Annotated in this window: 17 protein-coding genes and 2 tRNA genes; 3 read left to right on the forward strand and 16 right to left on the reverse strand. The window is 71.0% G+C overall.

What is annotated here, in order from left to right; all coding sequences use genetic code 11:
• Position 1: 1 nt before the first annotated feature.
• A complete protein-coding gene (locus ACWCRJ_RS34365) occupies positions 2–1,879 on the reverse strand; it encodes an AMP-dependent synthetase/ligase (protein WP_450942962.1) in 1,878 nt (625 codons plus the stop codon).
• A 314-nt stretch (positions 1,880–2,193) separates the two neighbouring features.
• Positions 2,194–4,062 carry a translation elongation factor 4 gene (gene lepA / locus ACWCRJ_RS34370; protein WP_450942963.1) on the reverse strand — a complete coding sequence of 623 codons (1,869 nt, stop codon included), beginning with the start codon at positions 4,060–4,062 and terminating at the stop codon, positions 2,194–2,196.
• A 269-nt stretch (positions 4,063–4,331) separates the two neighbouring features.
• Between lepA and rpsT the strand changes: the two genes are divergently transcribed.
• Positions 4,332–4,598: a 30S ribosomal protein S20 gene (gene rpsT, locus ACWCRJ_RS34375; protein ID WP_005479277.1), complete on the forward strand. Its 267-nt coding sequence runs from the start codon at positions 4,332–4,334 to the stop codon at positions 4,596–4,598.
• 299 nt (positions 4,599–4,897) lie between these two features.
• Here rpsT and holA read toward each other — a convergent pair whose 3' ends face one another.
• The 8 genes from holA to leuS all read right to left on the reverse strand — a co-directional run bounded on the left by holA (position 4,898) and on the right by leuS (position 15,977).
• Positions 4,898–5,884 carry a DNA polymerase III subunit delta gene (gene holA / locus ACWCRJ_RS34380; RefSeq protein WP_334658303.1) on the reverse strand — a complete coding sequence of 329 codons (987 nt, stop codon included), beginning with the start codon at positions 5,882–5,884 and terminating at the stop codon, positions 4,898–4,900.
• A gap of 195 nt (positions 5,885–6,079) precedes the next feature.
• Entirely contained in the window at positions 6,080–6,325 is a 246-nt protein-coding gene (locus tag ACWCRJ_RS34385; RefSeq protein ID WP_078595581.1) for a hypothetical protein, read from the reverse strand.
• 58 nt (positions 6,326–6,383) lie between these two features.
• Positions 6,384–7,205 carry an arylamine N-acetyltransferase family protein gene (locus ACWCRJ_RS34390; protein ID WP_450942964.1) on the reverse strand — a complete coding sequence of 274 codons (822 nt, stop codon included), beginning with the start codon at positions 7,203–7,205 and terminating at the stop codon, positions 6,384–6,386.
• Positions 7,206–7,209: 4 nt separating this feature from the next.
• Positions 7,210–9,690: a ComEC/Rec2 family competence protein gene (locus ACWCRJ_RS34395; protein ID WP_450943009.1), complete on the reverse strand. Its 2,481-nt coding sequence runs from the start codon at positions 9,688–9,690 to the stop codon at positions 7,210–7,212.
• Positions 9,691–9,752: 62 nt separating this feature from the next.
• Entirely contained in the window at positions 9,753–10,727 is a 975-nt protein-coding gene (locus ACWCRJ_RS34400; RefSeq protein WP_450942965.1) for a helix-hairpin-helix domain-containing protein, read from the reverse strand.
• A gap of 434 nt (positions 10,728–11,161) precedes the next feature.
• Positions 11,162–12,007: a DegV family protein gene (locus ACWCRJ_RS34405; RefSeq protein WP_450942966.1), complete on the reverse strand. Its 846-nt coding sequence runs from the start codon at positions 12,005–12,007 to the stop codon at positions 11,162–11,164.
• Positions 12,008–12,112: 105 nt separating this feature from the next.
• Positions 12,113–12,910 carry a hypothetical protein gene (locus ACWCRJ_RS34410; protein WP_450942967.1) on the reverse strand — a complete coding sequence of 266 codons (798 nt, stop codon included), beginning with the start codon at positions 12,908–12,910 and terminating at the stop codon, positions 12,113–12,115.
• Between the two features lie 187 nt (positions 12,911–13,097).
• Positions 13,098–15,977: a leucine--tRNA ligase gene (gene leuS, locus ACWCRJ_RS34415; RefSeq protein ID WP_450942968.1), complete on the reverse strand. Its 2,880-nt coding sequence runs from the start codon at positions 15,975–15,977 to the stop codon at positions 13,098–13,100.
• A gap of 492 nt (positions 15,978–16,469) precedes the next feature.
• On the opposite strand from leuS, the gene ACWCRJ_RS34420 reads away from it, so the two are divergent.
• The gene (locus tag ACWCRJ_RS34420; protein WP_450943010.1) at positions 16,470–17,816 is read left to right on the forward strand and encodes a cytochrome b/b6 domain-containing protein; all 1,347 of its coding nucleotides are present in this window, start codon (positions 16,470–16,472) and stop codon (positions 17,814–17,816) included.
• On the forward strand, positions 17,813–19,426 hold the full coding sequence (locus tag ACWCRJ_RS34425) for an NADH-quinone oxidoreductase subunit NuoF family protein (protein WP_005479295.1): 1,614 nt from the start codon (positions 17,813–17,815) through the stop codon (positions 19,424–19,426). Before ACWCRJ_RS34420 ends, ACWCRJ_RS34425 begins: the two co-directional genes overlap by 4 nt.
• 163 nt (positions 19,427–19,589) lie before the next feature.
• Here ACWCRJ_RS34425 and ACWCRJ_RS34430 read toward each other — a convergent pair.
• From ACWCRJ_RS34430 to rsfS, 6 genes are all read right to left on the reverse strand, one after another.
• Positions 19,590–19,662: transfer RNA gene (locus ACWCRJ_RS34430), tRNA-Ala, on the reverse strand.
• Between the two features lie 255 nt (positions 19,663–19,917).
• Entirely contained in the window at positions 19,918–20,151 is a 234-nt protein-coding gene (locus ACWCRJ_RS34435) for a hypothetical protein (RefSeq protein ID WP_005479297.1), read from the reverse strand.
• A gap of 3 nt (positions 20,152–20,154) precedes the next feature.
• On the reverse strand, positions 20,155–20,325 hold the full coding sequence (locus ACWCRJ_RS34440; protein WP_319105410.1) for a hypothetical protein: 171 nt from the start codon (positions 20,323–20,325) through the stop codon (positions 20,155–20,157).
• Between the two features lie 224 nt (positions 20,326–20,549).
• Positions 20,550–20,622 (reverse strand) — tRNA-Ala (locus ACWCRJ_RS34445).
• Between the two features lie 127 nt (positions 20,623–20,749).
• Complete coding sequence (locus ACWCRJ_RS34450; protein ID WP_450942969.1) at positions 20,750–21,412, reverse strand: histidine phosphatase family protein; 663 nt, start codon at positions 21,410–21,412, stop codon at positions 20,750–20,752.
• A complete protein-coding gene (gene rsfS, locus ACWCRJ_RS34455) occupies positions 21,409–21,855 on the reverse strand; it encodes a ribosome silencing factor (protein WP_005479303.1) in 447 nt (148 codons plus the stop codon). The genes ACWCRJ_RS34450 and rsfS overlap by 4 nt, the downstream gene beginning before the upstream one ends.
• Between the last annotated feature and the right edge of the window lie 31 nt (positions 21,856–21,886).

A 21,886-nucleotide genomic window follows, 5' to 3' on the forward strand; every position in this document is an offset into this window, starting at 1 on the left:
GCTACGCCTCCCGAGCGCCCGCGTACATCTCGTCGATGAGGTGCCGGTACTCCTTCTCCACCACCGGCCGCTTCAGCTTCAGGCTCGGTGTCAGCTCACCGTGCTCGACATCGAGATCCCGAGGCAGCAGCCGGAACTTCTTGATCGTCTGCCACCGCTGCAGCCCCTCGTTCAGCTGAGCGACATGCCCCGCGATCATCTCCACCGTCGCCGGCGCCGAGATGATCTCCTCGTAGGACTTCCCCGCCAGCCCGTTCTCCGCGGCCCAGCCCTGGAGGGACAGCTCGTCGAGGGCGATGAGCGCGGTGCAGAAATTGCGGTCGGCGCCGATCACCATGACGTTGGACGTGAACGGGCAGAGCGCCTTGAACTGCCCCTCGATCTCGGTCGGCGCGATGTACTTGCCGCCGGACGTCTTGAACAGGTCCTTCTTGCGGTCGGTGATCCGCAGGTACCCGTCGGGCGACAGCTCCCCGATGTCACCGGTGTGGAACCACCCGTCGGCCTCCAGGACCTCCGCGGTCTTCTCCGGCAGCCCGTGGTAGCCCTCCATGATGCCGGGGCCGCGCAGCAGGATCTCGCCGTCGTCCGCGATACGCACCTCCGTACCGGGCAGCGGCTTGCCCACCGTGCCCGTACGGAAGGCCTCGCCCGGGTTGAGGAAGGACGCGGCAGAGGACTCGGTGAGGCCGTAGCCCTCCAGGATGGGGATGCCCGCGCCGGCGAAGAAGAAGCCGATCTCGGGCGCCAGCGCGACCGAACCCGAGACACAGGCGCGCAGCCGGCCGCCGAACGCCTCACGCAGCTTCTTGTAGACCAGCGCGTCGGCGACCTTGTGCTTGGCCTCCAGCCCGAACGGGACGGACGCGGTGCCCGTGCGCCGGAAGTTGTCCTGGCTGACCTTGGCGTACTCGCGGGCGACCCCGGCCGCCCACTGGAAGATCTTGTACTTGGCCGGGCCGCCCGCGCGCGCCTTGCCGACGACGCCGTTGTAGACCTTCTCGAAGATGCGCGGCACGGCCGCCATGTACGTCGGCTGCACGACCGGCAGATTCTCGATGATCTTGTCGACCCGGCCGTCGACGGCCGTGATGTGCCCGACCTCGATGTGTCCGGCCAGGAGCACCTTGCCCATGACGTGCGCGAGCGGCAGCCACAGGTACTGCACGTCCGCCGGTTCGAGCAGACCGGTCGCGCCGATGGCCTTCGCCATGTACGCCCAGTTGTCGTGCGGCAGCCGGACCCCCTTGGGGCGGCCCGTGGTGCCCGAGGTGTAGATGAGGGTGGCGAGCTGGTCCTTGGTGATCGCCCCGACCTTCTCCTTGATCAGGTCGGGGTTCTTCTCCAGGTACGCGGCGCCGCGCTTCTCCAGGTCGGCCAGGGAGAGCACCCAGTCCTCGGAGAGGTCCGCGCCCTCGGGGTCGATGACGACGACATGGGCCAGGTCGGGCAGCTCGGCCTTCTTCTCGCGGGCCTTGTCGAGCTGCGCCGCGTTCTCGGCGATCAGGACCCGGCTGCCGGAGTCGGACAGGATGTACGCGGATTCCTCGGCGTTCGTCTGCGGGTAGACCGTGGTGTTGGCCGCGCCCGCGCACATGATGCCGAGGTCGCACAGGATCCACTCGATCCTCGTGGCCGAGGACAGGGCGATACGCTGCTCCGGCTGTACGCCCAGCTCGACGAGGCCGGCCGCGATGGCGTTGACCCGTTCGGCCGCCTGGGCCCAGTTCAGCGACTTCCAGTCCGACGGGCCCTGGCCCGAGGCCGGCGCCACGGGATAGCGGAAGGCCTCGGCCTCCGGTGTGGCCGCCACGCGCTCCAGGAAGAGGGCCGCCATGGACGGCGGGCGGTTCTCGATCAGGGTCTGTGTGTCGCTCACGACATCCTCCGGGGCACGCGACAGCGCGGCTGGCTCATGGACTGTGTGCTCAGGACTGCGCGGCTGGCTCAAAGCGGCTGTTGTTTAACTCGCGAGTAACCATCGAGTGGTGATCAGGGTAGAGCGCGGTCGGCTGGTTCGTAAGGGGCGGCGGGCAGTCACTTTCCACCGAGAACGACCCTACGAACACACGCCGGTATCTCCCGGACGACCTGCGGGCCCGTCGCGGCGAAACGCGACGGGCCCGCATCATGCCCGAGTTTCCGGGGGTAACAGCGGCCGCCCCGCGGACCGGGGCCCCCGCCGCCCGGTGGCTACTTCTTGCCCTTGCCGCTGCCGGCGCTCTCGTCGCTGGACAGAACGGCGATGAAGGCCTCCTGCGGAACCTCCACAGAGCCCACCATCTTCATCCGCTTCTTGCCCTCCTTCTGCTTCTCCAGCAGCTTCCGCTTCCGGGAGATGTCACCGCCGTAGCACTTGGCGAGGACGTCCTTGCGGATGGCGCGGATGGTCTCGCGGGCGATGACCCGCGACCCGATCGCGGCCTGGATGGGCACCTCGAAGGCCTGCCGCGGGATCAGCTCGCGCAGCTTGGCCACGAGCCGCACACCGTAGGCGTAGGCGGCGTCCTTGTGGGTGACGGCCGAGAAGGCGTCCACCTTGTCACCGTGCAGCAGGATGTCGACCTTGACCAGGCTGGAGCTCTGCTCACCGGTGGGCTCGTAGTCCAGGGAGGCGTAGCCGCGCGTCTTCGACTTCAGCTGGTCGAAGAAGTCGAAGACGATCTCCGCGAGCGGGAGCGTGTAGCGGATCTCGACCCGGTCCTCGGAGAGGTAGTCCATGCCGAGCAGGGTGCCGCGCCGGGTCTGGCACAGCTCCATGATCGAGCCGATGAACTCGGACGGCGCGAGGATCGTGGCGCGTACGACGGGCTCGTACACGGCGTCGATCTTCCCCTCGGGGAACTCGCTCGGGTTGGTGACCGTGTGCTCCGCGCCGTCCTCCATGACGACGCGGTAGACCACGTTCGGCGCGGTGGCGATCAGATCGAGCCCGAACTCGCGCTCCAGCCGCTCACGGATCACGTCCAGGTGCAGCAGACCGAGGAAGCCGACGCGGAAACCGAAGCCGAGCGCGGCGGAGGTCTCCGGCTCGTACACCAGCGCGGCGTCGTTGAGCTGGAGCTTGTCGAGGGCGTCGCGCAGCTCGGGGTAGTCGGAGCCGTCCAGCGGATACAGACCCGAGAAGACCATCGGCTTCGGGTCCTTGTAACCGCCGAGCGCCTCGGTGGCCCCCTTGTGCAGGGTGGTGATCGTGTCACCGACCTTGGACTGGCGGACGTCCTTCACACCGGTGATCAGATAGCCGACCTCACCGACACCGAGGCCGTCGGCCGCCTTCATCTCCGGGGCCGAGACACCGATCTCCAGCAGCTCGTGCGTGGCGCCCGTGGACATCATCCGGATCCGCTCACGCTTGTTGAGCTGCCCGTCGATGACACGCACGTACGTCACGACACCGCGGTAGGAGTCGTACACCGAGTCGAAGATCATGGCCCGCGCGGGCGCGTCCTGGACGCCGACCGGGGCCGGGACCTCGGCGACGACCCGGTCCAGCAGCGCCTCGACGCCCAGACCGGTCTTGGCGGAGACCTTGAGCACGTCCTCCGGGTCACAGCCGATGAGGTTGGCGAGCTCCTCGCTGAACTTCTCCGGCTGGGCGGCCGGCAGGTCGATCTTGTTCAGCACGGGGATGATCTTGAGGTCGTTCTCCATCGCCAGGTAGAGGTTGGCGAGGGTCTGGGCCTCGATGCCCTGAGCCGCGTCGACGAGGAGGACCGTCCCCTCGCAGGCAGCCAGCGACCGCGAGACCTCGTACGTGAAGTCGACGTGCCCCGGGGTGTCGATCATGTTGAGGATGTGCGTGCTGCCCGGATCGTCGGTCGGCGCCCAGGGCAGACGCACCGCCTGGGACTTGATCGTGATGCCGCGCTCACGCTCGATGTCCATGCGGTCGAGGTACTGAGCACGCATCTGCCGCTGCTCGACCACACCGGTCAGCTGGAGCATCCGGTCGGCGAGTGTGGACTTGCCGTGGTCGATGTGCGCGATGATGCAGAAGTTGCGGATCAGAGCCGGGTCGGTACGGCTCGGCTCGGGCACATGGCTAGGGATCGCGGGCACGCAGGGTCCTGATTCTTGAGGTGTCCGCAGCCGTCTGCGGTCTCGGGTCGGATCTAGCGGGTCTTGTACGTAGGCACCATGGTCCCACGGGCGGAGAACTGCGACCGGTTTGGGCCGACCCGTGGGCGGCTGGTAGCGTGGGCGGCTGTGTCTCATGCCCTCTCAGCAGGAGACACGTCCCTAGGAAATCAAACGGTGTCCGAGACGTGCGCGGCGTGTCCTGCACGACCTCCACGGTCTCGCACACCTGTAGCTGAAAAGGCTCATTCGTGGCGAACATCAAGTCCCAGATCAAGCGGAACAAGACCAACGAGAAGGCGCGCCTTCGCAACAAGGCCGTCAAGTCGTCGCTCAAGACCGCGATCCGCAAGGCCCGCGAGGCCGCTGCCGCGGGTGACGTCGAGAAGGCCACCGAGTACCAGCGCGCTGCCGCGCGCCAGCTCGACAAGGCCGTCTCGAAGGGTGTCATCCACAAGAACCAGGCCGCCAACAAGAAGTCGGCGCTTGCTTCCAAGGTCGTGGCCCTCAAGGGCTGAGCTCCACTTTGATCTGACCGCCGGCTGGACCCAGAGCGGGCCCTCTCTCATCCGCTCCCACCCGGCACCCCGGACCCGTACGCGGCCTGCGTTCGCCACGCGGGTACAGGTCCACAAGCAGTGACCCGAGGCCCCGCCCCCATCCCTTCCCCAGGGACGGAGACGGGGCCTCCGGCATACCTTCCCGTCGACGGAGACAGGGGTGAGGGGTTCTCGGGAGCGGGGGGTTGGCGGGTCCCGGGGTAGAAGGGGCAGCGCCCCTGGGGACGGGACGGGTAGGGGCGGCGGGGGCGAGAAACTCAGCCCCGCCGAGACCGAGCCGCCCGAGCGATCACCACAACCGCCTTCTCCAACGCGTACTCAGGATCATCGCCCCCACCCTTCACCCCCGCATCCGCCTCAGCCACCGCCCGCAACGCCACAGCCACCCCGTCCGGCGTCCACCCCCGCATCTGCTGCCGCACCCGATCGATCTTCCACGGCGGCATCCCCAACTCCCGCGCAAGATCCCCCGGCCGCCCACCCCGCGCCGACGACAGCTTCCCGATCGCCCGCACCCCCTGAGCCAACGCACTGGTGATCAACACCGGCGCCACCCCCGTCGCCAACGACCACCGCAGCGCCTCCAACGCCTCCGCCGCCCGCCCCTCGACGGCCCGGTCGGCCACCTCGAAGCTCGACGCCTCGGCCCGCCCCGTGTAGTACCGCCCGACAACCGCCTCGTCGATCGTCCCCTCGACATCCGCTACCAACTGCGACGCCGCGGCCGCCAGCTCCCGCAGATCACTCCCGATCGCGTCGACGAGCGCCTGGCACGCCTCGGGTGTCGCGGACCGCCCGAGCGTGCGGAACTCCCCCCGCACGAACGCCAGCCGATCCCCGGGCTTCGTCATCTTCGGGCACGCCACCTCCCGCGCCCCCACCTTGCGCGCCGCGTCCAGCAGCGCCTTCCCCTTGGCACCCCCCGCGTGCAGCAGCACCAGGGTGATCTCCTCGGCAGGGGCCCCCAGATACGCCTTCACGTCCTTGACGGTGTCGGCCGACAGATCCTGCGCATTGCGTACGACCACGACCTTCCGCTCCGCGAAGAGCGACGGACTCGTCAGCTCGGCGAGCGTGCCGGGCTGCAACTGGTCCGAGGACAGATCCCGTACGTCCGTGTCGGCGTCCGCGGCCCGCGCGGCGGCCACCACCACCTGCACGGCACGGTCGAGCAGCAGCTCCTCCTGCCCGACGGCAAGCGTCACGGGGGCGAGAGGATCGTCATTCGCAGTCTTCTTGGCCATCCCGGAAAGCATCCCACGCCCCACTGACAACCCACCCCGCCCCGCACGGCAGCGCCACCGGCAGCGCCACCGCCACCAGCACCAGCACCAGCACCAGCACCCCGGAACAGCGCAGGGAACCGCGTGGACACCCTCACCGACCAGCAGCCGGCGAACCACCCCCGCGCTCCTCGGCGCTCCCCGGCCACCGGAGCGTCACGGCTCCTCCCGCCACCCCTCCCACTCTCCCGCGAACTCGTCCAACGCCACCGGATCGAGCCGCCCCCGCTCGTCCCGCAGCACCAACAGCCACTGCGCGTCCTCGGCGTCGTCCTCCCCCGCCAGCGCGTCCCGCACCAGCTGCGGCTCCTCGTCCAGCCCGAACCGCTCCCCGAGCGCCTCCGCCGCCGCCTCGGCCGCGTCACGATCAGGCAGCACCAACACATGTCTCACATCACTCACGCCCCCATTTTCCGTCCGCCCTCCCCCTGCTCCTCCGGGGGCCCTCCCCTCCCCCGCCCTACCCCAAGCTCCCCCTCCCGTCCCCCACCTCCGGCACCCGCCCCAACTCGACCCCGAACCGCTCCCGGTACACGGCCAGCACTTCCCCGTCCGTCGCCGGCTCGGTCACCTCCCGGTCGCCCTCCGCCGAGGTGACCGTGAGGGTGCGGCCGCTGAGGGTGATACGGCCGCCGTCCTCGGCGACCCGGGAGCAGACGAGGGACCGGGTGAAGTGGGAGGCCGGTGAGGTGCTGTGCCACCAGGCGCCGGCCACGAAGTCCCCGAGAACCCTCGGCCGCACCTCCAGCCGGTACTGCGGCTTGCCGTCCCGGAACACGTCCAGGTCCCCGAACTCCCGCCCCCCGCTCTGCCGGTCCGCCTCGGCCACCCGGAACGTGCCCCCCGGATCCTTCTGCTCCCCCCGATTCCCGAACTCCAGCGGACAGTGGCTGTTCGCCCCGAACCCGACATCGACCAGCCAGTCACCCCCGTCCACCGTCCCCACCCGCAGCGCGAGATGGTCGTACGGGATGCCGAGCCGCTCCTGCTCGCCGTACACCCGCGCCGCGAGCAGCGTCACGTCGAACCCGAGCGCCGCGAGCAGTGCCCCGAACGACCCGTTCAGTTCGTAACAGAACCCGCCCCTGCGTCGCCCCACCACCTTGTCCAGCAGCCGCTTCTCCTCCAGGACGATCTCCTCACCCAGGTGGATCGACAGGTTCTCGAACGGCACCGCCCGCAGATGGCACAGGTGCAGTTCACGGAGCACGTCGGCCGTGGGCCGGGCCGGCTGCTCGGCTCCGAGGCGGCGAAGGTAGGCGTCAATCTCTGCGGTGTCCATGAGGTCAGTCTCGCGCCACGAGCAACTCCTTCGCCGTACCCGCGACGGCGATCGCGCCGTCCTCGTCCGTGCGCAGCACCGTGGCGCCCCCGGCCCGCAGCGCGGCGACCGTACTGGGCGCCGGGTGGCCGTACGGGTTGTCCGCGCCGACCGAGATGAGGGCCAGCCGTGGCGCCATCGCACGTATCAGTCCGGGGTCCTGGTAGGCCGAACCGTGGTGGGCGACCTTCACCACGTCCACGGCTCCCAGCGCCGCGGCCTCCGGTGATCCCGCCAGTTCCCGCTGGCCGGGTGGCTCCAGGTCGCCCAGGAGCAGCAGGGTCAGCCCGGCCGAGCGGACGAGCATGGTCACGCTGGCGTCGTTCGGCCCGTCCGGTGCGGCGGCGTCGGCCGGTGGCCACAGCACCCGCCAGGTGAGGCTGCCCGTGCGCCGCTCCTCCCCGGCCACGGCCCGGGTCAGCGGGATCCCCCGGTCCGCCGCCTCCCTGCGCACGAACTCGGCCTGTTCCACGGGCTCCTCGAAGCCGGTCGCCGCGATCGCCCCCACCGCACGTCCTCGCAGCACTCCCGGCAGCCCCATCACGTGGTCGGCGTGGAAGTGGGTGAGGACCACGAGCGGGATCCGGGTGATGCCGAGCGTCGTGAGGCAGCGGTCGACCGACACCGGATCGGGACCGGCGTCCACGACCACCCCGGCACCGTCGCCCGCCGCGAGGACGCTCGCGTCCCCTTGCCCCACATCGCACATCACCAGGTGCCAACCCGGCGGCGGCCACCCCGTGATCACCCTGGTCAGGGGCGGTGGCTGCACCACGACCAGCAGAAACGCCAGCAGGCAGGCTCCCACCGGATACGGATGGCCGAGGAGGCGCCGCCCGATCAGGACGACCACCACGGTGACCAGGACGAGGAGCAGCGCACCGGTCCAGCTGCCCGGCCAGTCCACTCCCGCGCCGGGCAGCGACGCCCCGGTGCGGGCGATGTCCGCGATCCAGCCGGCGGGCCAACTCGCGCACCAGGCAAAGCACTCGGCGACGGGCATCGCGACCGGGGCCGTCGCCAGCGTGGCGAACCCCAGCACCGTGGCCGGGGCCACCGCGAACTCCGCCAGCAGGTTGCACGGCACCGCCACCAGGCTCACCTTGGCCGACAACACGGCGACGACCGGCGCGCACACCGCCTGCGCGGCTCCCGCCGCGGCCAGCGCCTCGGCCGGACGCGGTGGCACCCGGCGCCGCTGGAGCGCGGCGCTCCAGCGCGGGGCGACGGTGAGCAGCGCTCCGGTCGCGAGGACGGACAGCAGGAAGCCGTAACTGCGGGCCAGCCACGGGTCGTACAGCACCAGCAGCAGGACCGCCGTCGCCAGCGCGGGGACGAGGGACCTGCGCCGTCCCGTCGCGATGGCCAGCAGCGCGATCGCACCGCACGCGGCCGCCCGCACCACGCTGGGTTCCGGCCGGCACACGATCACGAACCCGAGCGTCAGCGCACCACCCGCCAGCGCGGTCGCCCGCAGAGAGATGCCGAGCCGGGGTGCGAGTCCCCGTCGCTCGGCCCGCTGTGCCAACCCCGGCGGTCCGATGAACAGGGCCAGGAGAATCGTGAAGTTGGCCCCGCTGACGGCGAGGAGGTGCGTGAGATCGGTCGCCTTGAACGCCTCGTCCAGCTCGGCCGGGACCCGCGAGGTGTCCCCGACGACGAACCCCGGCAGCAACGCCCGCGCGTCGGCGTCCAGCCCGTCGGTCGCCTCCCGCAGTCCCGCGCGCAACCGTCCCGCGAGCCGCTGCACGGCGCTCGGCTCCTCCGTCACCACCGGCGCCCCACCGCCCCGCACCCGCAGCACGGCTGCCACCCGGTCGCCGCCGACCATGGCCGGTGCGACCCGCGCCGCGACCCGTACCCGCGTGGACGGCAGAAGCGAGAGCCACGACGCTCGACCGGAACGCTCGTCCACGTCGACGATGACCAGCACCGGTGTGCGTGTCCGCACGACCGTCCCGTCCGGGCTCCGCACCCGGCGTACCTCGGCCTGGAGGAGCACGGCGTCCGGGGCCGCGTGGTTGCCCTTGATGCGGGGGCGGGTGAGCCGTGGGTCGGCCGTCAGCCTTACCTCCGCGGTCACCCGGGCGTACTGCTCGGCCAGCGCGGGGACGGGCCCCCGCCGCAGATCCGCCCCGTGCAGTCCGGCGGAAGCGGCGGCCGCTCCGGCGCAGAGCAGCGCGGCGGCGACGGACACCCTCGTCCGAGCCCCGGCCCCACCCCGTGACGGCCCGTCCGCACGCCCCGGCCTCTGCCGAAGGACCAGTAGGGCCGAGCCCATCACCAGGCAGGTCACGACCACTCCCGTGACCCACCCCGGCGAGGCGTGCACCATGAGCGCGGCCGTCCCCCACGCGGCCAGCGCCGGGGGCACGAGACGCAGGTCCGTCGGTCCCTCCTGTCTGGGGTGGGCGTCGCCGAGCCGGGTGCCGGAAGCCGCGTGCACGGCGGGCCGCGGCGGAGCGATCCCCGCATCGGCCGCCGCCGTGACCTGCTCCTCCGTCGTGCTCACGGCTGTACGAGGTCGCGCAGGTCGGCGAAACGGCGGTCCCCGATGCCGTTCACCTCGCGCAGTTCGTCGACCGAGCGGAAGCCGCCGTGGCGGGTGCGGTGGTCGATGATGTGCTGGGCGAGGACGGGGCCGACGCCGGGCAGGGTGTCCAGCTGGTCGGCGGTGGCGGTGTTGAGGGAGACGGGGGCCGTGGGCGCGGCCCCGGTGACGGCGCCCCCGGCCGCACCGGCTCCGCCCGTACCCGGCCCGGGCATCGCGCCCGGCCCGGACACCGGCATCGGACGTCCGACCAGGACCTGTTCGCCGTCCACGAGGATTCGGGCGCGGTTGAGCCCGTCGGTCTTCGCCCCCGGCCGGACACCGCCCGCCGCCCGTAGCGCGTCGGCGACCCGGGAGCCGGCCGGCAGCCGTTGGATGCCCGGTCGGCGGACCTTCCCGCCGACGTCCACCACGATCGAGGGCCCCGTCGAGGCGACCGCACCGGCCGAGGCGTCCGGCACCGCCGCCGCCCGGCCGTTCCACGGCTGACCGTACGAGGCCGCCGGGCCCCCCGAGGCGCCTGGGGCACCCGCCCGCACCACCTCCGGCGCGCTCACGGTCTGGGTCCGTCCGGTCCAGAAGTGCTGGGCCGCGAACAGCGCCGCGACGACCAGCACCACGCTCAGCGCGACCACGCTCTTGCGTTCGGTGGCGCACCGCACCTGCAACCACAGCGGCAACCGCTCCCGCAGGGCCGGCCCCATCCGCTCCCGCCACGCACCCCTCGCCGCACGGTCGGCCTCTCCGAAGCCGATGTCACGACCGGTCTCGCACCTGTCCGCCCCAGCGGTCCTGGCGGTGGCTGTGGCATCCCTGCCGGTGACGGCGTCACCCCTGCCTGCAGCGACGGCTTGCTTCTCGGCGATATCGGTGATCTCGGCGACCTCATCGACATCGACGTCACCACGCATCGCGGAGGCCTCAGAGCCCACGGCCCCCTCCGCAGTGAGAGCCCGGACCGCGCGGCCGTCGCTGCCACCCCTCGCCGTCCCCCCGGTCGCTCCCGGAGGCCCGTGCCCCAACTCCCTGGGTTCTCGCGCCCTCTCGGGGAACATTGCCTCCGCGCGCAGGCGGAGCGTCTCCGCCGTTGCCCGGCGGCGGCCGGCCCTGCCCCCGGGCTGTCGAGGGCGGTGGCGGGCGCGTCCGTCGGAGGACGGGCCCCTGCCGGGGCCGCTGGTGACCGTCGCAGTGCGTGAACGTGATCGAAGTGCCATGCGACGAGGATCGGGCAGACTCGCCCCATCGCGATGATCTTGCTCAATTACGGTGGATTACTACCGGGTTGTGGATAACTCCGTCACCCACACGAGCGGTGAAAGTCTCGACGCCCCGACTCACCGACTCACCGACTCACCGACTCACCGACTCACCGAGGTGAGACGACGACCCCCAGCAGCCCGGGCCCCGTGTGCGCTCCGATCACTGCTCCGACCTCGCTGACATGCAGGTCGGCCAGTCCGGGCACCCGGCTCCGCAGCCGGTCCGCGAGCGCCGAGGCCCGCTCGGGCGCGGCGAGGTGATGGACCGCGATGTCGACCGGCGCGCCGCCCGCCCGCTCGGCGACGATCTCCTCCAGGCGGGCGATCGCCCTGGACGCCGTACGGACCTTCTCCAGCATCTCGATGCGGCCGCCGTCGAGCTGCAGCAGCGGCTTGACGGCCAGCGCGGAACCGAACAGCGCCTGGGCCGCGCCGATCCGTCCACCCCGGCGGAGATAGTCCAGGGTGTCGACGTAGAAGAAGGCGGACGTCCCCGCGGCCCGTTTCTCGGCGGCCGTGACGGCCTCGTCCACCGTGCCGCCCGCCTCGGCCGACTCGGCGGCGGTCAGGGCGCAGAACCCGAGGGCCATCGCGACCATCCCGGTGTCGACCACGCGCACCGGCACGGGTGCCTCGCGGGCCGCGAGCACGGCCGCGTCGTAGGTGCCCGAGAACTCGGCGGAGAGGTGCAGGGAGACGATGCCCGTGGCGCCCGTCTCCGCGACCCTGCGGTAGGTCTCCGCGAACAGTTCGGGGCTGGGGCGGGAGGTGGTGACGGACCGTCGCTTCTGCAGCGCCTGGGCCAGGGAGCGTGCGGAGATCTCGGTGCCCTCGTCGAGCGCCTGGTCGCCGAGGACCACGGTCAGGGGCACCGCGATGATGCCGTGACGCTCCATCGCCGGCGGCGGCAGGTAGGCCGTGGAATCGGTGACGATCGCGACATGGCGGGACATGAGCTGGAGGTTACCCGCCCAGCCCCGTCGACGGCAGCCCGGCCCCTCTCACCTGCGACGCGCGAGCCGGCCGTCCAGGGCGAGCCGGTCGCCGTGGCGAACAGATCAAGTCGTGCTCTCCGGGCGGGGCTTCTTCTGCCACGGGTACGTCGGCCGCGCGCTCGCCGGGGCGATCGCGGGCTTGGGCGGCCCCTCACCGCCAGGGGACTCACCACCACGGGACTCTGCACGGGGCTCGGCCGCGGGCGACGCGGGGGTCTCCTGCCAGGTCTGCCCCGTGGAGGCGGTGGCCTCGGGCTTCGGCGCCTCGGGCCACACCGCGGCGGGTTCCGTCGTCCAGTGCCGCAGCGCGCCCGCCTCGACGTCGATCTGCGCGCTGAGCGTGTCCAGGTCGTCCTCCGCGAACCTGCGCGCCCGGTCGTGCGCCGCCCAGCGCAAGGAGTCGGCGGACTTGACGACCCGCTCCGTGCGCTCGCGCAGCGCGGGCAGCCGCTGGGCCAGCTTGCTCCGGTCCGGCTCGGGCTCCAGGCGCCGGAGCTCGTCGTCCAGCTCCCGGCCGTGCTTGCTGAGCTGCTCGAAGAGGGCCAGGGACTCCTTCAGGGACTCGTCCTCACCCACCCCCGCCTGCAAGGCCTCCTGGGTGGCCCGCATCGACGTACGCAACTTGAGCCGCAGGTCGGCCAGTTGTCCCGCCGGGCCCGGCTGGGCCAGGCTTCTGGCGCGCAGGGTGGTGTCCTCGACGGTCCGCTTGGCCTGGGTGATCGTACGGTCCACGCCGCGCTTGGCCGCGCCGACCGCCTTCACCGTGGCGTACACGCCCAGCACCACGAACAGCACGAAGAACAGGGCGACGATTGCGATGACGGCTTCCACGACGCGCTCCTCCTCCGACCGGCACGGCATGTGCTGCGGCGCTCTTCAACGGTAAACGCAACGGGCAGGTCCCGAGTTCCACCGGAACCCGGAACCTGCCCGTAGGGGACGACCCCGAACCACTGCCGACAGCAGCCGACCGACTACAGCCGGTCGCCCCACGACCACCGCCGGTCGCCCCGCAACGCCCCGCGGAGCACTCCGCCGGGCACCTTGCTCACGTGACGATGTTCACCAGCTTCGGCGCCCGCACGATCACCTTCCGGATCGGCGCCCCGGCCAGCGCCGCGACCACCTTCTCGTCGCCCAGGGCCACCTTCTCCAGCTCCTCCTCGGAGATGGCCGGCGACACCTCCAGGCGGGCCTTGACCTTGCCCTTGATCTGGACGACGCAGGTGACGGCCTCGTCGACGACGTACGCCGGGTCGGCGACGGGGAAGTCCCGGTGCACGACCGAGTCCGTGTGGCCCAGCTTGCGCCACAGCTCCTCGGCGATGTGCGGGGCCAGCGGCGCGACCAGCAGGACCAGGGCCTCGGCTACGGGGCGGGACACCGGTCCGCCCACCTTGGTCAGGTGGTTGTTCAGCTCGGTGATCTTGGCGATCGCGGTGTTGAACCGCATGCCCTCCAGGTCCTGCCGTACGCCGTCGATGGCCTTGTGCAGCGCGCGCAGGGTGTCCTGGCCGGGCTCGTCGTCCACCACGGTCACCTCGCCGGTGGCCTCGTCGACGACGTTGCGCCACAGCCGCTGCAGCAGGCGGAACTGGCCGACCACCGCGCGCGTGTCCCACGGCCGGGAGACGTCCAGCGGGCCCATCGCCATCTCGTACAGGCGCAGCGTGTCCGCGCCGTACTCCTCGGCGATCGACTCGGGAGTGACGGCGTTCTTCAGGGACTTGCCCATCTTGCCCAGCAGACGGCTGACCTTCTCGCCCTGGTAGTAGTAGGCGCCGTCGCGCTCCTCCACCTCGGCCGCCGGCACCGCGAAGCCACGGCTGTCGCGGTAGACGAAGGCCTGGATCATGCCCTGGTTGAACAGCTTGTGGAACGGCTCGGCCGAGGAGACGTGCCCCAGGTCGAACAGGACCTTGGACCAGAAGCGCGCGTACAGCAGGTGCAGCACGGCGTGCTCCGCGCCGCCGACGTACAGGTCGACACCACCGTGCGGCCGGCCCTCGCGCGGCCCCATCCAGTACCGCTCGATCTCCGGGTCGACCAGCTTCTCGGAGTTGTGCGGGTCCAGGTAGCGCAGCTCGTACCAGCAGGAACCGGCCCAGTTGGGCATGGTGTTGGTCTCGCGGCGGTACGGGCGCGGGCCGCGTCCGTCGCCCAGGTCCAGCGTGACGTTCACCCAGTCCTCGTTGCGCGACAGCGGCGTCTCGGGCCGGGTGTCGGCGGCGTCCGGCTCGAAGGTGCGCGGCGAGTAGTCCTCGACCTCGGGCAGCTCCAGCGGCAGCATCGACTCGGGCAGCGGGTGGGCGACGCCGTCCTCGTCGTAGACGATCGGGAAGGGCTCGCCCCAGTAGCGCTGGCGGCTGAACAGCCAGTCGCGCAGGCGGAAGTTGACGGTGCCGTGACCGATTCCGGACCGCTCCAGCCATTCCGTGATGCGTGCCTTGGCCTCGACGACGCCCAGGCCATCCAGGGACACGCCCTCACCGCTGGAGTTGATGATCTTCGCGTCGTACGAGGCGAAGGCGTCCTCCCAGGTGGAGGTGTCCGTGCCGCGGCCGTCGGTCGGCTCGACGATGCAGGTGACGGGCAGTTCGAAGGCGCGCGCGAACTCGAAGTCGCGCTGGTCGCCCGCCGGGACGGCCATGATCGCCCCGGTGCCGTAGCCCATCAGCACGTAGTCGGCGATGAAGACCGGGATCCGCTCGCCGTTGACGGGGTTGGTCGCGTACGAGCCGGTGAAGACGCCGGTCTTGTCCTTGGCCTCGGCCTGCCGTTCGACGTCGGACTTGGAGGCGGCCTGCGCGCGGTAGGCGGTGACGGCGTCGGCCGGGGTCGCGTGGCCGCCGGTCCACACGTCGTGGGTGCCCTCGGGCCAGGCGTCCGGGGTGAACTTGTCGACCAGCGGGTGTTCGGGGGCCAGGACCATGTAGGTCGCGCCGAACAGGGTGTCGGGGCGGGTGGTGAAGACGGTGATGTGTTCGCCGTCGATGGGGAAGTCGACGCGGGCGCCCTCGGAACGGCCGATCCAGTTGCGCTGCTGCAGCTTGATGGCCTCGGGCCAGTCCAGCTCGTTCAGGTCGTCCAGCAGGCGGTCGGCGTAGGCGGTGATGCGCATGTTCCACTGGCGCAGCTTGGCCTTGAAGACGGGGAAGTTGCCGCGCTCGGAGCGGCCGTCGGCGGTGACCTCCTCGTTGGCCAGCACGGTGCCCAGGCCGGGGCACCAGTTGACCGGCGCGTCGGAGGCGTACGCCAGGCGGTGTCCGCCCAGCACGTCGGCACGCTCGGCGGCGCTCAGCCCGCTCCAGGAGCCGCCGCCGGGCAGCGCGCGCTCACCGGACTCGAACTGGGCGACCAGCTCGGCGATGGGGCGGGCCCGCTTCGCCTCGTCGTCGTACCAGGAGTTGAAGATCTGCAGGAAGATCCACTGGGTCCACTTGTAGTAGTCCGGGTCGATCGTGGCGAACGACCGGCGCTTGTCGTGGCCCAGGCCCAGCCGGCGCAGCTGGGACTTCATGTTGTTGATGGCCGCTTCGGTGGTGATCCGGGGGTGCTCACCGGTCTGCACGGCGTGCTGCTCGGCGGGCAGGCCGAACGCGTCGAAGCCCAGGGTGTGCAGGACGTTGTGGCCGGTCATCCGCTGGAAGCGGGCGAAGACGTCGGTGGCGATGTAGCCCAGGGGGTGGCCGACGTGCAGGCCCGCACCGGAGGGGTACGGGAACATGTCCATGACGAACTTCCTGGGCTTGGCGGCCAGTCCGGGATCGCCAGCCAGATCACCCGTCGGATTGGGGGCCGCGTAGGTGCCTTCGGCGTCCCAGAAGTCCTGCCAGCGTGCCTCGATGTCGGCCGCGACGGTGGCCGTGTAGCGGTGCGGCGCTGCGTCCACCGCCGTGTCAGCGGCAGCGGGGTTCGTCTCGCTCATGATCCTCAAAGCTCCATCGATCGTCTCTGCCAGCGGCTGTGTCGTCGGAAAACGAAAAATCCCCTCGCACAGGAGGGGACGCCGCGCCGATGCCGACCACGCCGTTCATCGGCGGTCGGGACTGATCAGCGCGGCTCACTAAGCAGAAGGCGTACGGCACGCATGGGCTCAGGGTACCGCAGCCCTCACAGCCGTCGCGACGAGGTTCCGGCCCGCCGACGGGCCGGAACCAGCGGCGCGTCCGCCACAGGTTCCGGCCAAAAAAGTTGAACTTTATTCAAAACTTACTTCGCGTAACAACCACTAACGGGCATCACAGATGTGAGATTGGTCCTTGATAACAGCGCAATAACTCAAACCTCGTACCGCCCGGTATTGGCACCACTTACAGTTCGACGACGGGACCGCTTTCCCGAACTGTTCGGAGTTGCCCCCATGAACCCTCGTCGCAGTAACAGCTCGATGCCCCAGACCGGCCGTTCGGCCTACGGGATGGCCACGGCTGCCGCTCTGCTGCTGATACCCGTAAGTGTGCTGGTCGGAGGTGACGCGTACCGGGAGTTCCTCGACTTCGGAGCGGGCGTGCTCTCGCTCGTCTCGTTGACCCTCTCGGTGCTCTGGGGGCTCGTCGCCCAGGACCGGACCCTGCTCACCGTGCGCCAGCGGATCATCGGCCAGGCCGTCCACCGGACGACCGCCATCGCGTCCGTCGCGTTCCTCGTGCTGCACGTCACGGTCAAGCTGGCGCTCAACCACGTCTCCGCGATCGCCCTGTTCCCCTTCGCGCTCGGCGTGACGGGCACCGGAGCGCTCATCGGTTTCGGCGCCACCGCCGGATCCATGATGATCTTCGTCGCCATCACCGGCGCGCTGCGCAGCAACTTCGCGTCCCCGGCACCGGTCGCGGCACGCTGGCGCGCGATGCACATGATGGCTTACCCGGCCTGGTGTTTCGCGCTCGTACACGGACTCTACGCGGGTCGCGAAGCGAAGCCGATCTTCATCACCCTCTACTCCCTCGGCCTGGTCGCCGTCGCCGCCGCCCTGCTGCTGCGCGCCGCGCCGCGCCCGGTCAAGCGCCAGGTGGTGGAGCGGATCGCCGCCGTCCTGGGCACCGACGGCCAGCGTCCCCCCGAGGTCGACGACCTCATGAAGTCCCGCTCCGCCCTGCAGGGCATGGACGAGCCCGGCGGCGGACGCCGTGAGGGCGGCCGGCGCGAAGGCGGACAGCGCGACCGGATGCGCGACACCGGCCAGTTCCCGCTGCCCGGCTTCGGCGGCGGACAGGGCAACCCCCCGCTCGGCGACCCGCTGGTGCCCCCGCAGCGCGGTGCGGCCGCCGCCGCCGACAGCGGCCCCGGCTTCGCGGCCGCCTACCGCGCGGTGTCGATGACCCCGCGCGCGGCGGAGCCCACGGCGCCCTATCTGACCCAGCAGCAGCCGCCGTTGGACATGCAGCCCACCCAGGCCATGCCCCGCATGGACGACGGCTCGACCACCGGGAGCACCCGCTGGCCGGCCCCGTCCCCGCCGCCGGTGGGCGAGGCGCCCCCGTCGTCGTACGACCCGATGCAGGACACCTTCGCCGGACAGCCGCTGGGCGGGCAGACCTATCCGGGCCAGGCGTACCAGAGCCAGGCGTACCAGGGCGAGACGTACAACACGGGCGTCTCCGAAACTCCCTACGGAACCGCTGAGACGAACGCCCCCTACGGCACGTACAACCCGAACGACACGTACAACAGCGGTCCCGCCACTGAAACGCTGTCCGGCTACGACGACTACAACCAGCCGGGCTCAGGCGAACCCTGGAACGCGCCTTCCGGAGGATTTAAGTGAACGAGGCCCTTCCCGACGTCCCCGAAGTCCGAGTGGTGGGGCTCCCCCAGCTCACCTCGGGCTTCGACCTCGTCGAGAGACTCGACCTCCCCATGCACCTCAAGGTGCACGGTCCGCTCGAACCGATGGGCGGCGAACAGCTCGCCCAGCTGTCCGAACGGATCAACCTCAAGGGCAGGGGCGGCGCGGGCTTCCCGTTCCACAAGAAACTGCGGTCGGTCGCCGAGTCGGCGATCAAGCGCGGCATCCGGCCCGTCGTGGTCGTCAACGGCAGCGAGGACGAACCCGCCTGCCGCAAGGACACGGTGCTCATCAACCGTGCCCCGCACCTCATCCTGGACGGCGCCCTGCTCGTCGCCGAGGCCCTGGGCGCCCGTCAGCTCGTCATCGGGGTGACACGTGAATCCACCGAGCGTTCGATGGAGGCGGCCCTCGCCGAGCGCGGGCTGAGCAACCGGCGCGGCGCCGCCATCCGCGCGAGCGTGCAGCGCAACCCGATCCGCATGGTCACCGGCGCCGCCGGCTCGCTGATCCGTTCCATCGACGGCGGGCCGCCCATCCCGCCGGGCCGCAAGACCAGCGCGTCCAAGAGCGGTGTCGGCGGCGCGCCGACGCTGCTCTCCAACGCCGAGACCTTCGCCCAGCTCGCCATCGGCGCCCGCATCGGCTCCGAGCGGTACGGCAACACCGGCCTGTACGACGAGCCGGGCACCGTCATGCTCACCGTGTCCGGAGCGGTCGCCCGCCCCATGGTGATCGAGGCACCCACCGGCGTGCCGCTGCGCTACATCCTGCAGTTGGCCGGTGCCCCGCCGGTCCCGCAGGGCGTGCTGACCGGCGGCTACCACGGCAAGTGGATCGACGCGGCGACGGTCAACGAGGCGGTCGTCTCGCGCAACTCGCTGGACGCGGTGGGCGGTGCGCTCGGCGCGGGCGCGATCCTGCCGATCAGCCAGGACACCTGCCCGCTCGGCGAGTCGCTCCAGGTCGCCAAGTGGCTCGCCGAGGAGAGCGCGGGACAGTGCGGCCCCTGCTACCTCGGCCTGCCGGCCGCCGCGCGCGGCATGGAGGACATCCTCAACGGCGGCGGTCCGGCCGCCCTGGAGGCCCTCAAGCAGGTCGCGAAGAACGTCAAGCGGCGCGGCGCGTGCTCGCACCCCGACGGTTCCGCGATGTTCCTGGAATCGACCATCAAGGCGTTCACGGACGACCTCGCCGCGCATGTCCTCGGCAACGGCTGCGGCCGCCCCGTCGAGGGCGTGCTGCCGCTCTTCGAGGGCGGCAGGATGCCCACCGGCATCCCGGGCGGTGCCGGCGAGGAGGAGACCGGCAGCCGGCAGAAGATCTTCGTCGACTGGACGCTCTGCCGGGGGCACGGCCTGTGCGCCGACATCCTCCCCGAGGTCTTCCAGCTCGGCGCCGACGGCTTCCCCACCGTCGCCCAGGCGAAGGTCCCCCAGTACGCCGAGGCCAAGGCCCTGCGCGCGGTGCGCCGCTGCCCCGCGCTCGCCCTGCGCCTGGAGGAGGACAACCGCGCCTCCGCCCCGTCCCGCAACCTCCCGGTCCTCTCCCCGGGCCGTGGCCGCCGGGCCCTGGGCAGCGGCCGCTGACGCACCAACGCCGAAGGGCGGGTCACCCCGGTCAGGGGCGACCCGCCCTTCTCCGTTCCACCGCGACTGCTGAGGCTCCACTGCGGTCCACCGAGGGCCGCTGCGGTCGCCGCGGTCCGCCAACAACGCGAAGACCCCGTCCACTTGGACGGGGTCTTTTCTGTGGAGCTAAGGAGAATTGAACTCCTGACCTCCTGCATGCCATGCAGGCGCTCTACCAACTGAGCTATAGCCCCTTGCCGTGCTGTCCGCCCGGTCTCCCTGGCGACGACGCCAACATTACCGGTCCCTCACGCGCACCACCAAATCGATTCCGACGGACGCGAAGGAGGAGTTGATTTGGTACTGAATGTCGAATATCGAACCCCCGGCCACCCACCCGCCGTTCACGACCGCCGACGACGGCCGCCGACGGGCCGCCACAAGGGCGCCGGGGCACCCCTGACGGCCCCGCGGTGGGCGGGGGCCGGGCAGGGCCGCGGAGTTGACTCTCAGGCCGTCACGAACGAGTAGAAGCGCTTGAGCGTGCAGTGCTCTTCGAGGAGCCGGCCATAGATCGGCTCACCCTCCAGCTCGCGGTACGTCTCGATCGGGTCGCCTTTTATGATCAGCGCCCGGGCGCATTCCTCGCACCAGTACTGGTAGTCGGCGTTGACGGGCTCCATGTCGCGGACGATGGGCGTGCCGCTGCCGCACCAGTCGCACTTTCTCCTGTGTGCACCCATCGTTCAGCTCCAGCTGTGGCCGCAGGCCGTGCACACGTAGGAGATCCCTCCGTTGTCACCGAGGACTTGGGCCACGTGGAGCGAGCCGCAGGAAGGGCAGAGGAGGGTGGTCTTGCTCCGCATCACCACCTTCGCGGGAAGGTCGTGGACCCTCCCGCGGATGCTCGCAGGCATCGCTTCTCCCTCCCGTCGGGCCGCGCCCCCTTCCGGCCGTTTGATTCTGCCACGGCCGGACCAATACGGTCAGCGACGCCTTCGTACCAGTCCGGGTGAGGAGCGGGAAAGAAGACGTCCTCAGAGCTATACGCCTCCGGAGCGGCGACTGCTCAAGAAGGGACGCAGGTCACACACGAAAAATCCCGTCCCCTCGCGGGAACGGGATCTTCTGTACCGATCTGTGGAGCTAAGGAGAATTGAACTCCTGACCTCCTGCATGCCATGCAGGCGCTCTACCAACTGAGCTATAGCCCCTTGCGTCACGCGGCGAACCGCGTGGTGTCCGGTCCCGCTCGGCGGGGCGAACAAGAAGAACTTTAGCCTGCGACCAGCCGGAAAGTGAAATCCGGGCCGCGGCCCCGGTACGGGGCCGCGTGCGGGGTCAGTCGTCGTCGCCGAGCACCGGCTCGGGCAGCGTGCCGGCGTTGTGCTCCAGGAGCCGCCAGCCGCGGGCGCCCTCGCCGAGGACGGACCAGCAGCAGTTGGAGAGGCCGCCGAGGCTCTCCCAGTGGCGGGGCTCCAGACCGAGGAGGCGCCCGATGGTGGTGCGGATGGTGCCGCCGTGGCTGACGACCACGAGCGTGCCGCTCTCCGGGAGCTTGTCGGCGTGCCGGAGCACCACGGGGGCGGCGCGGTCGGCGACCTCGGTCTCCAGTTCGCCGCCGCCGCGGCGGATCGGCTCGCCGCGCTTCCACGCGGCGTACTCCTCGCCGTGCCGGGCGATGATCTCGTCGTGCGTGAGGCCCTGCCAGACGCCCGCGTAGGTCTCGCGCAGGCCCTCGTCGTGGCTGACCTCCAGGCCGGTGAGCGCGGCCAGCTCGGCGGCCGTGTCGGCGGCACGCCGCAGGTCGGACGCGACGATCGCGTCGGGCTTGAGGGAGGCGAGCAGCCGCGCGGCGCGGCGGGCCTGGCCGAGCCCGGTCTCGGTCAGCTCGACGTCCGTGGTGCCCTGGAAGCGGCGCTCCACGTTCCACGAGGTCTGGCCGTGCCGCCAGAGGATGAGGCGGCGGCCCTTGCGGGCGGCCGCGTCGGTGCCCGCGGTCACCGCAGCTCCCCGTCCAGCTCGGCCTCCTCCTCGGCTGCGCGCAGCTTGGCGTGCTCGGCGCCCTTGCCCCGGGTGGCCTTGGCGTCGGCGGGCAGTTCCAGCTCGGGGCAGTCCTTCCAGAGCCGCTCCAGGGCGTAGAAGACCCGCTCCTCGCTGTGCTGGACGTGGACGACGATGTCGACGTAGTCCAGCAGCACCCAGCGGGCCTCGCGGTCGCCCTCGCGGCGGACCGGCTTGGCGCCGAGCTCCTTGTTCAGCCGCTCCTCGATCTCGTCGACGATCGACTTGACCTGGCGGTCGTTGGGCGCGGAGGCGAGCAGGAAGGCGTCCGTGATGGACAGCACATCGCTGACGTCGTACGCGATGACGTCGTGCGCGAGCTTGTCGGCGGCCGCCTGCGCGGCGGTGGTGATGAGCTCGAGGGAGCGGTCGGTGGCGGTCACTTACACGGCTTTCGGTCGTCGGTCAGGAACC

This window comes from Streptomyces sp. NPDC002324 (assembly GCF_053593335.1).

Coding starts and splice junctions, on each gene's coding strand:
- holA (WP_334658303.1), bottom strand. CDS start 5,884: ATGGCCAAGAAGACTGCGAATGACGATCCTCTCGCCCCCGTGACGCTT.
- ACWCRJ_RS34390 (WP_450942964.1), bottom strand. CDS start 7,205: ATGGACACCGCAGAGATTGACGCCTACCTTCGCCGCCTCGGAGCCGAG.
- ACWCRJ_RS34405 (WP_450942966.1), bottom strand. CDS start 12,007: ATGTCCCGCCATGTCGCGATCGTCACCGATTCCACGGCCTACCTGCCG.
- ACWCRJ_RS34410 (WP_450942967.1), bottom strand. CDS start 12,910: ATGCCGTGCCGGTCGGAGGAGGAGCGCGTCGTGGAAGCCGTCATCGCA.
- leuS (WP_450942968.1), bottom strand. CDS start 15,977: ATGAGCGAGACGAACCCCGCTGCCGCTGACACGGCGGTGGACGCAGCG.
- ACWCRJ_RS34420 (WP_450943010.1), top strand. CDS start 16,470: ATGGCCACGGCTGCCGCTCTGCTGCTGATACCCGTAAGTGTGCTGGTC.
- ACWCRJ_RS34435 (WP_005479297.1), bottom strand. CDS start 20,151: ATGGGTGCACACAGGAGAAAGTGCGACTGGTGCGGCAGCGGCACGCCC.
- ACWCRJ_RS34440 (WP_319105410.1), bottom strand. CDS start 20,325: ATGCCTGCGAGCATCCGCGGGAGGGTCCACGACCTTCCCGCGAAGGTG.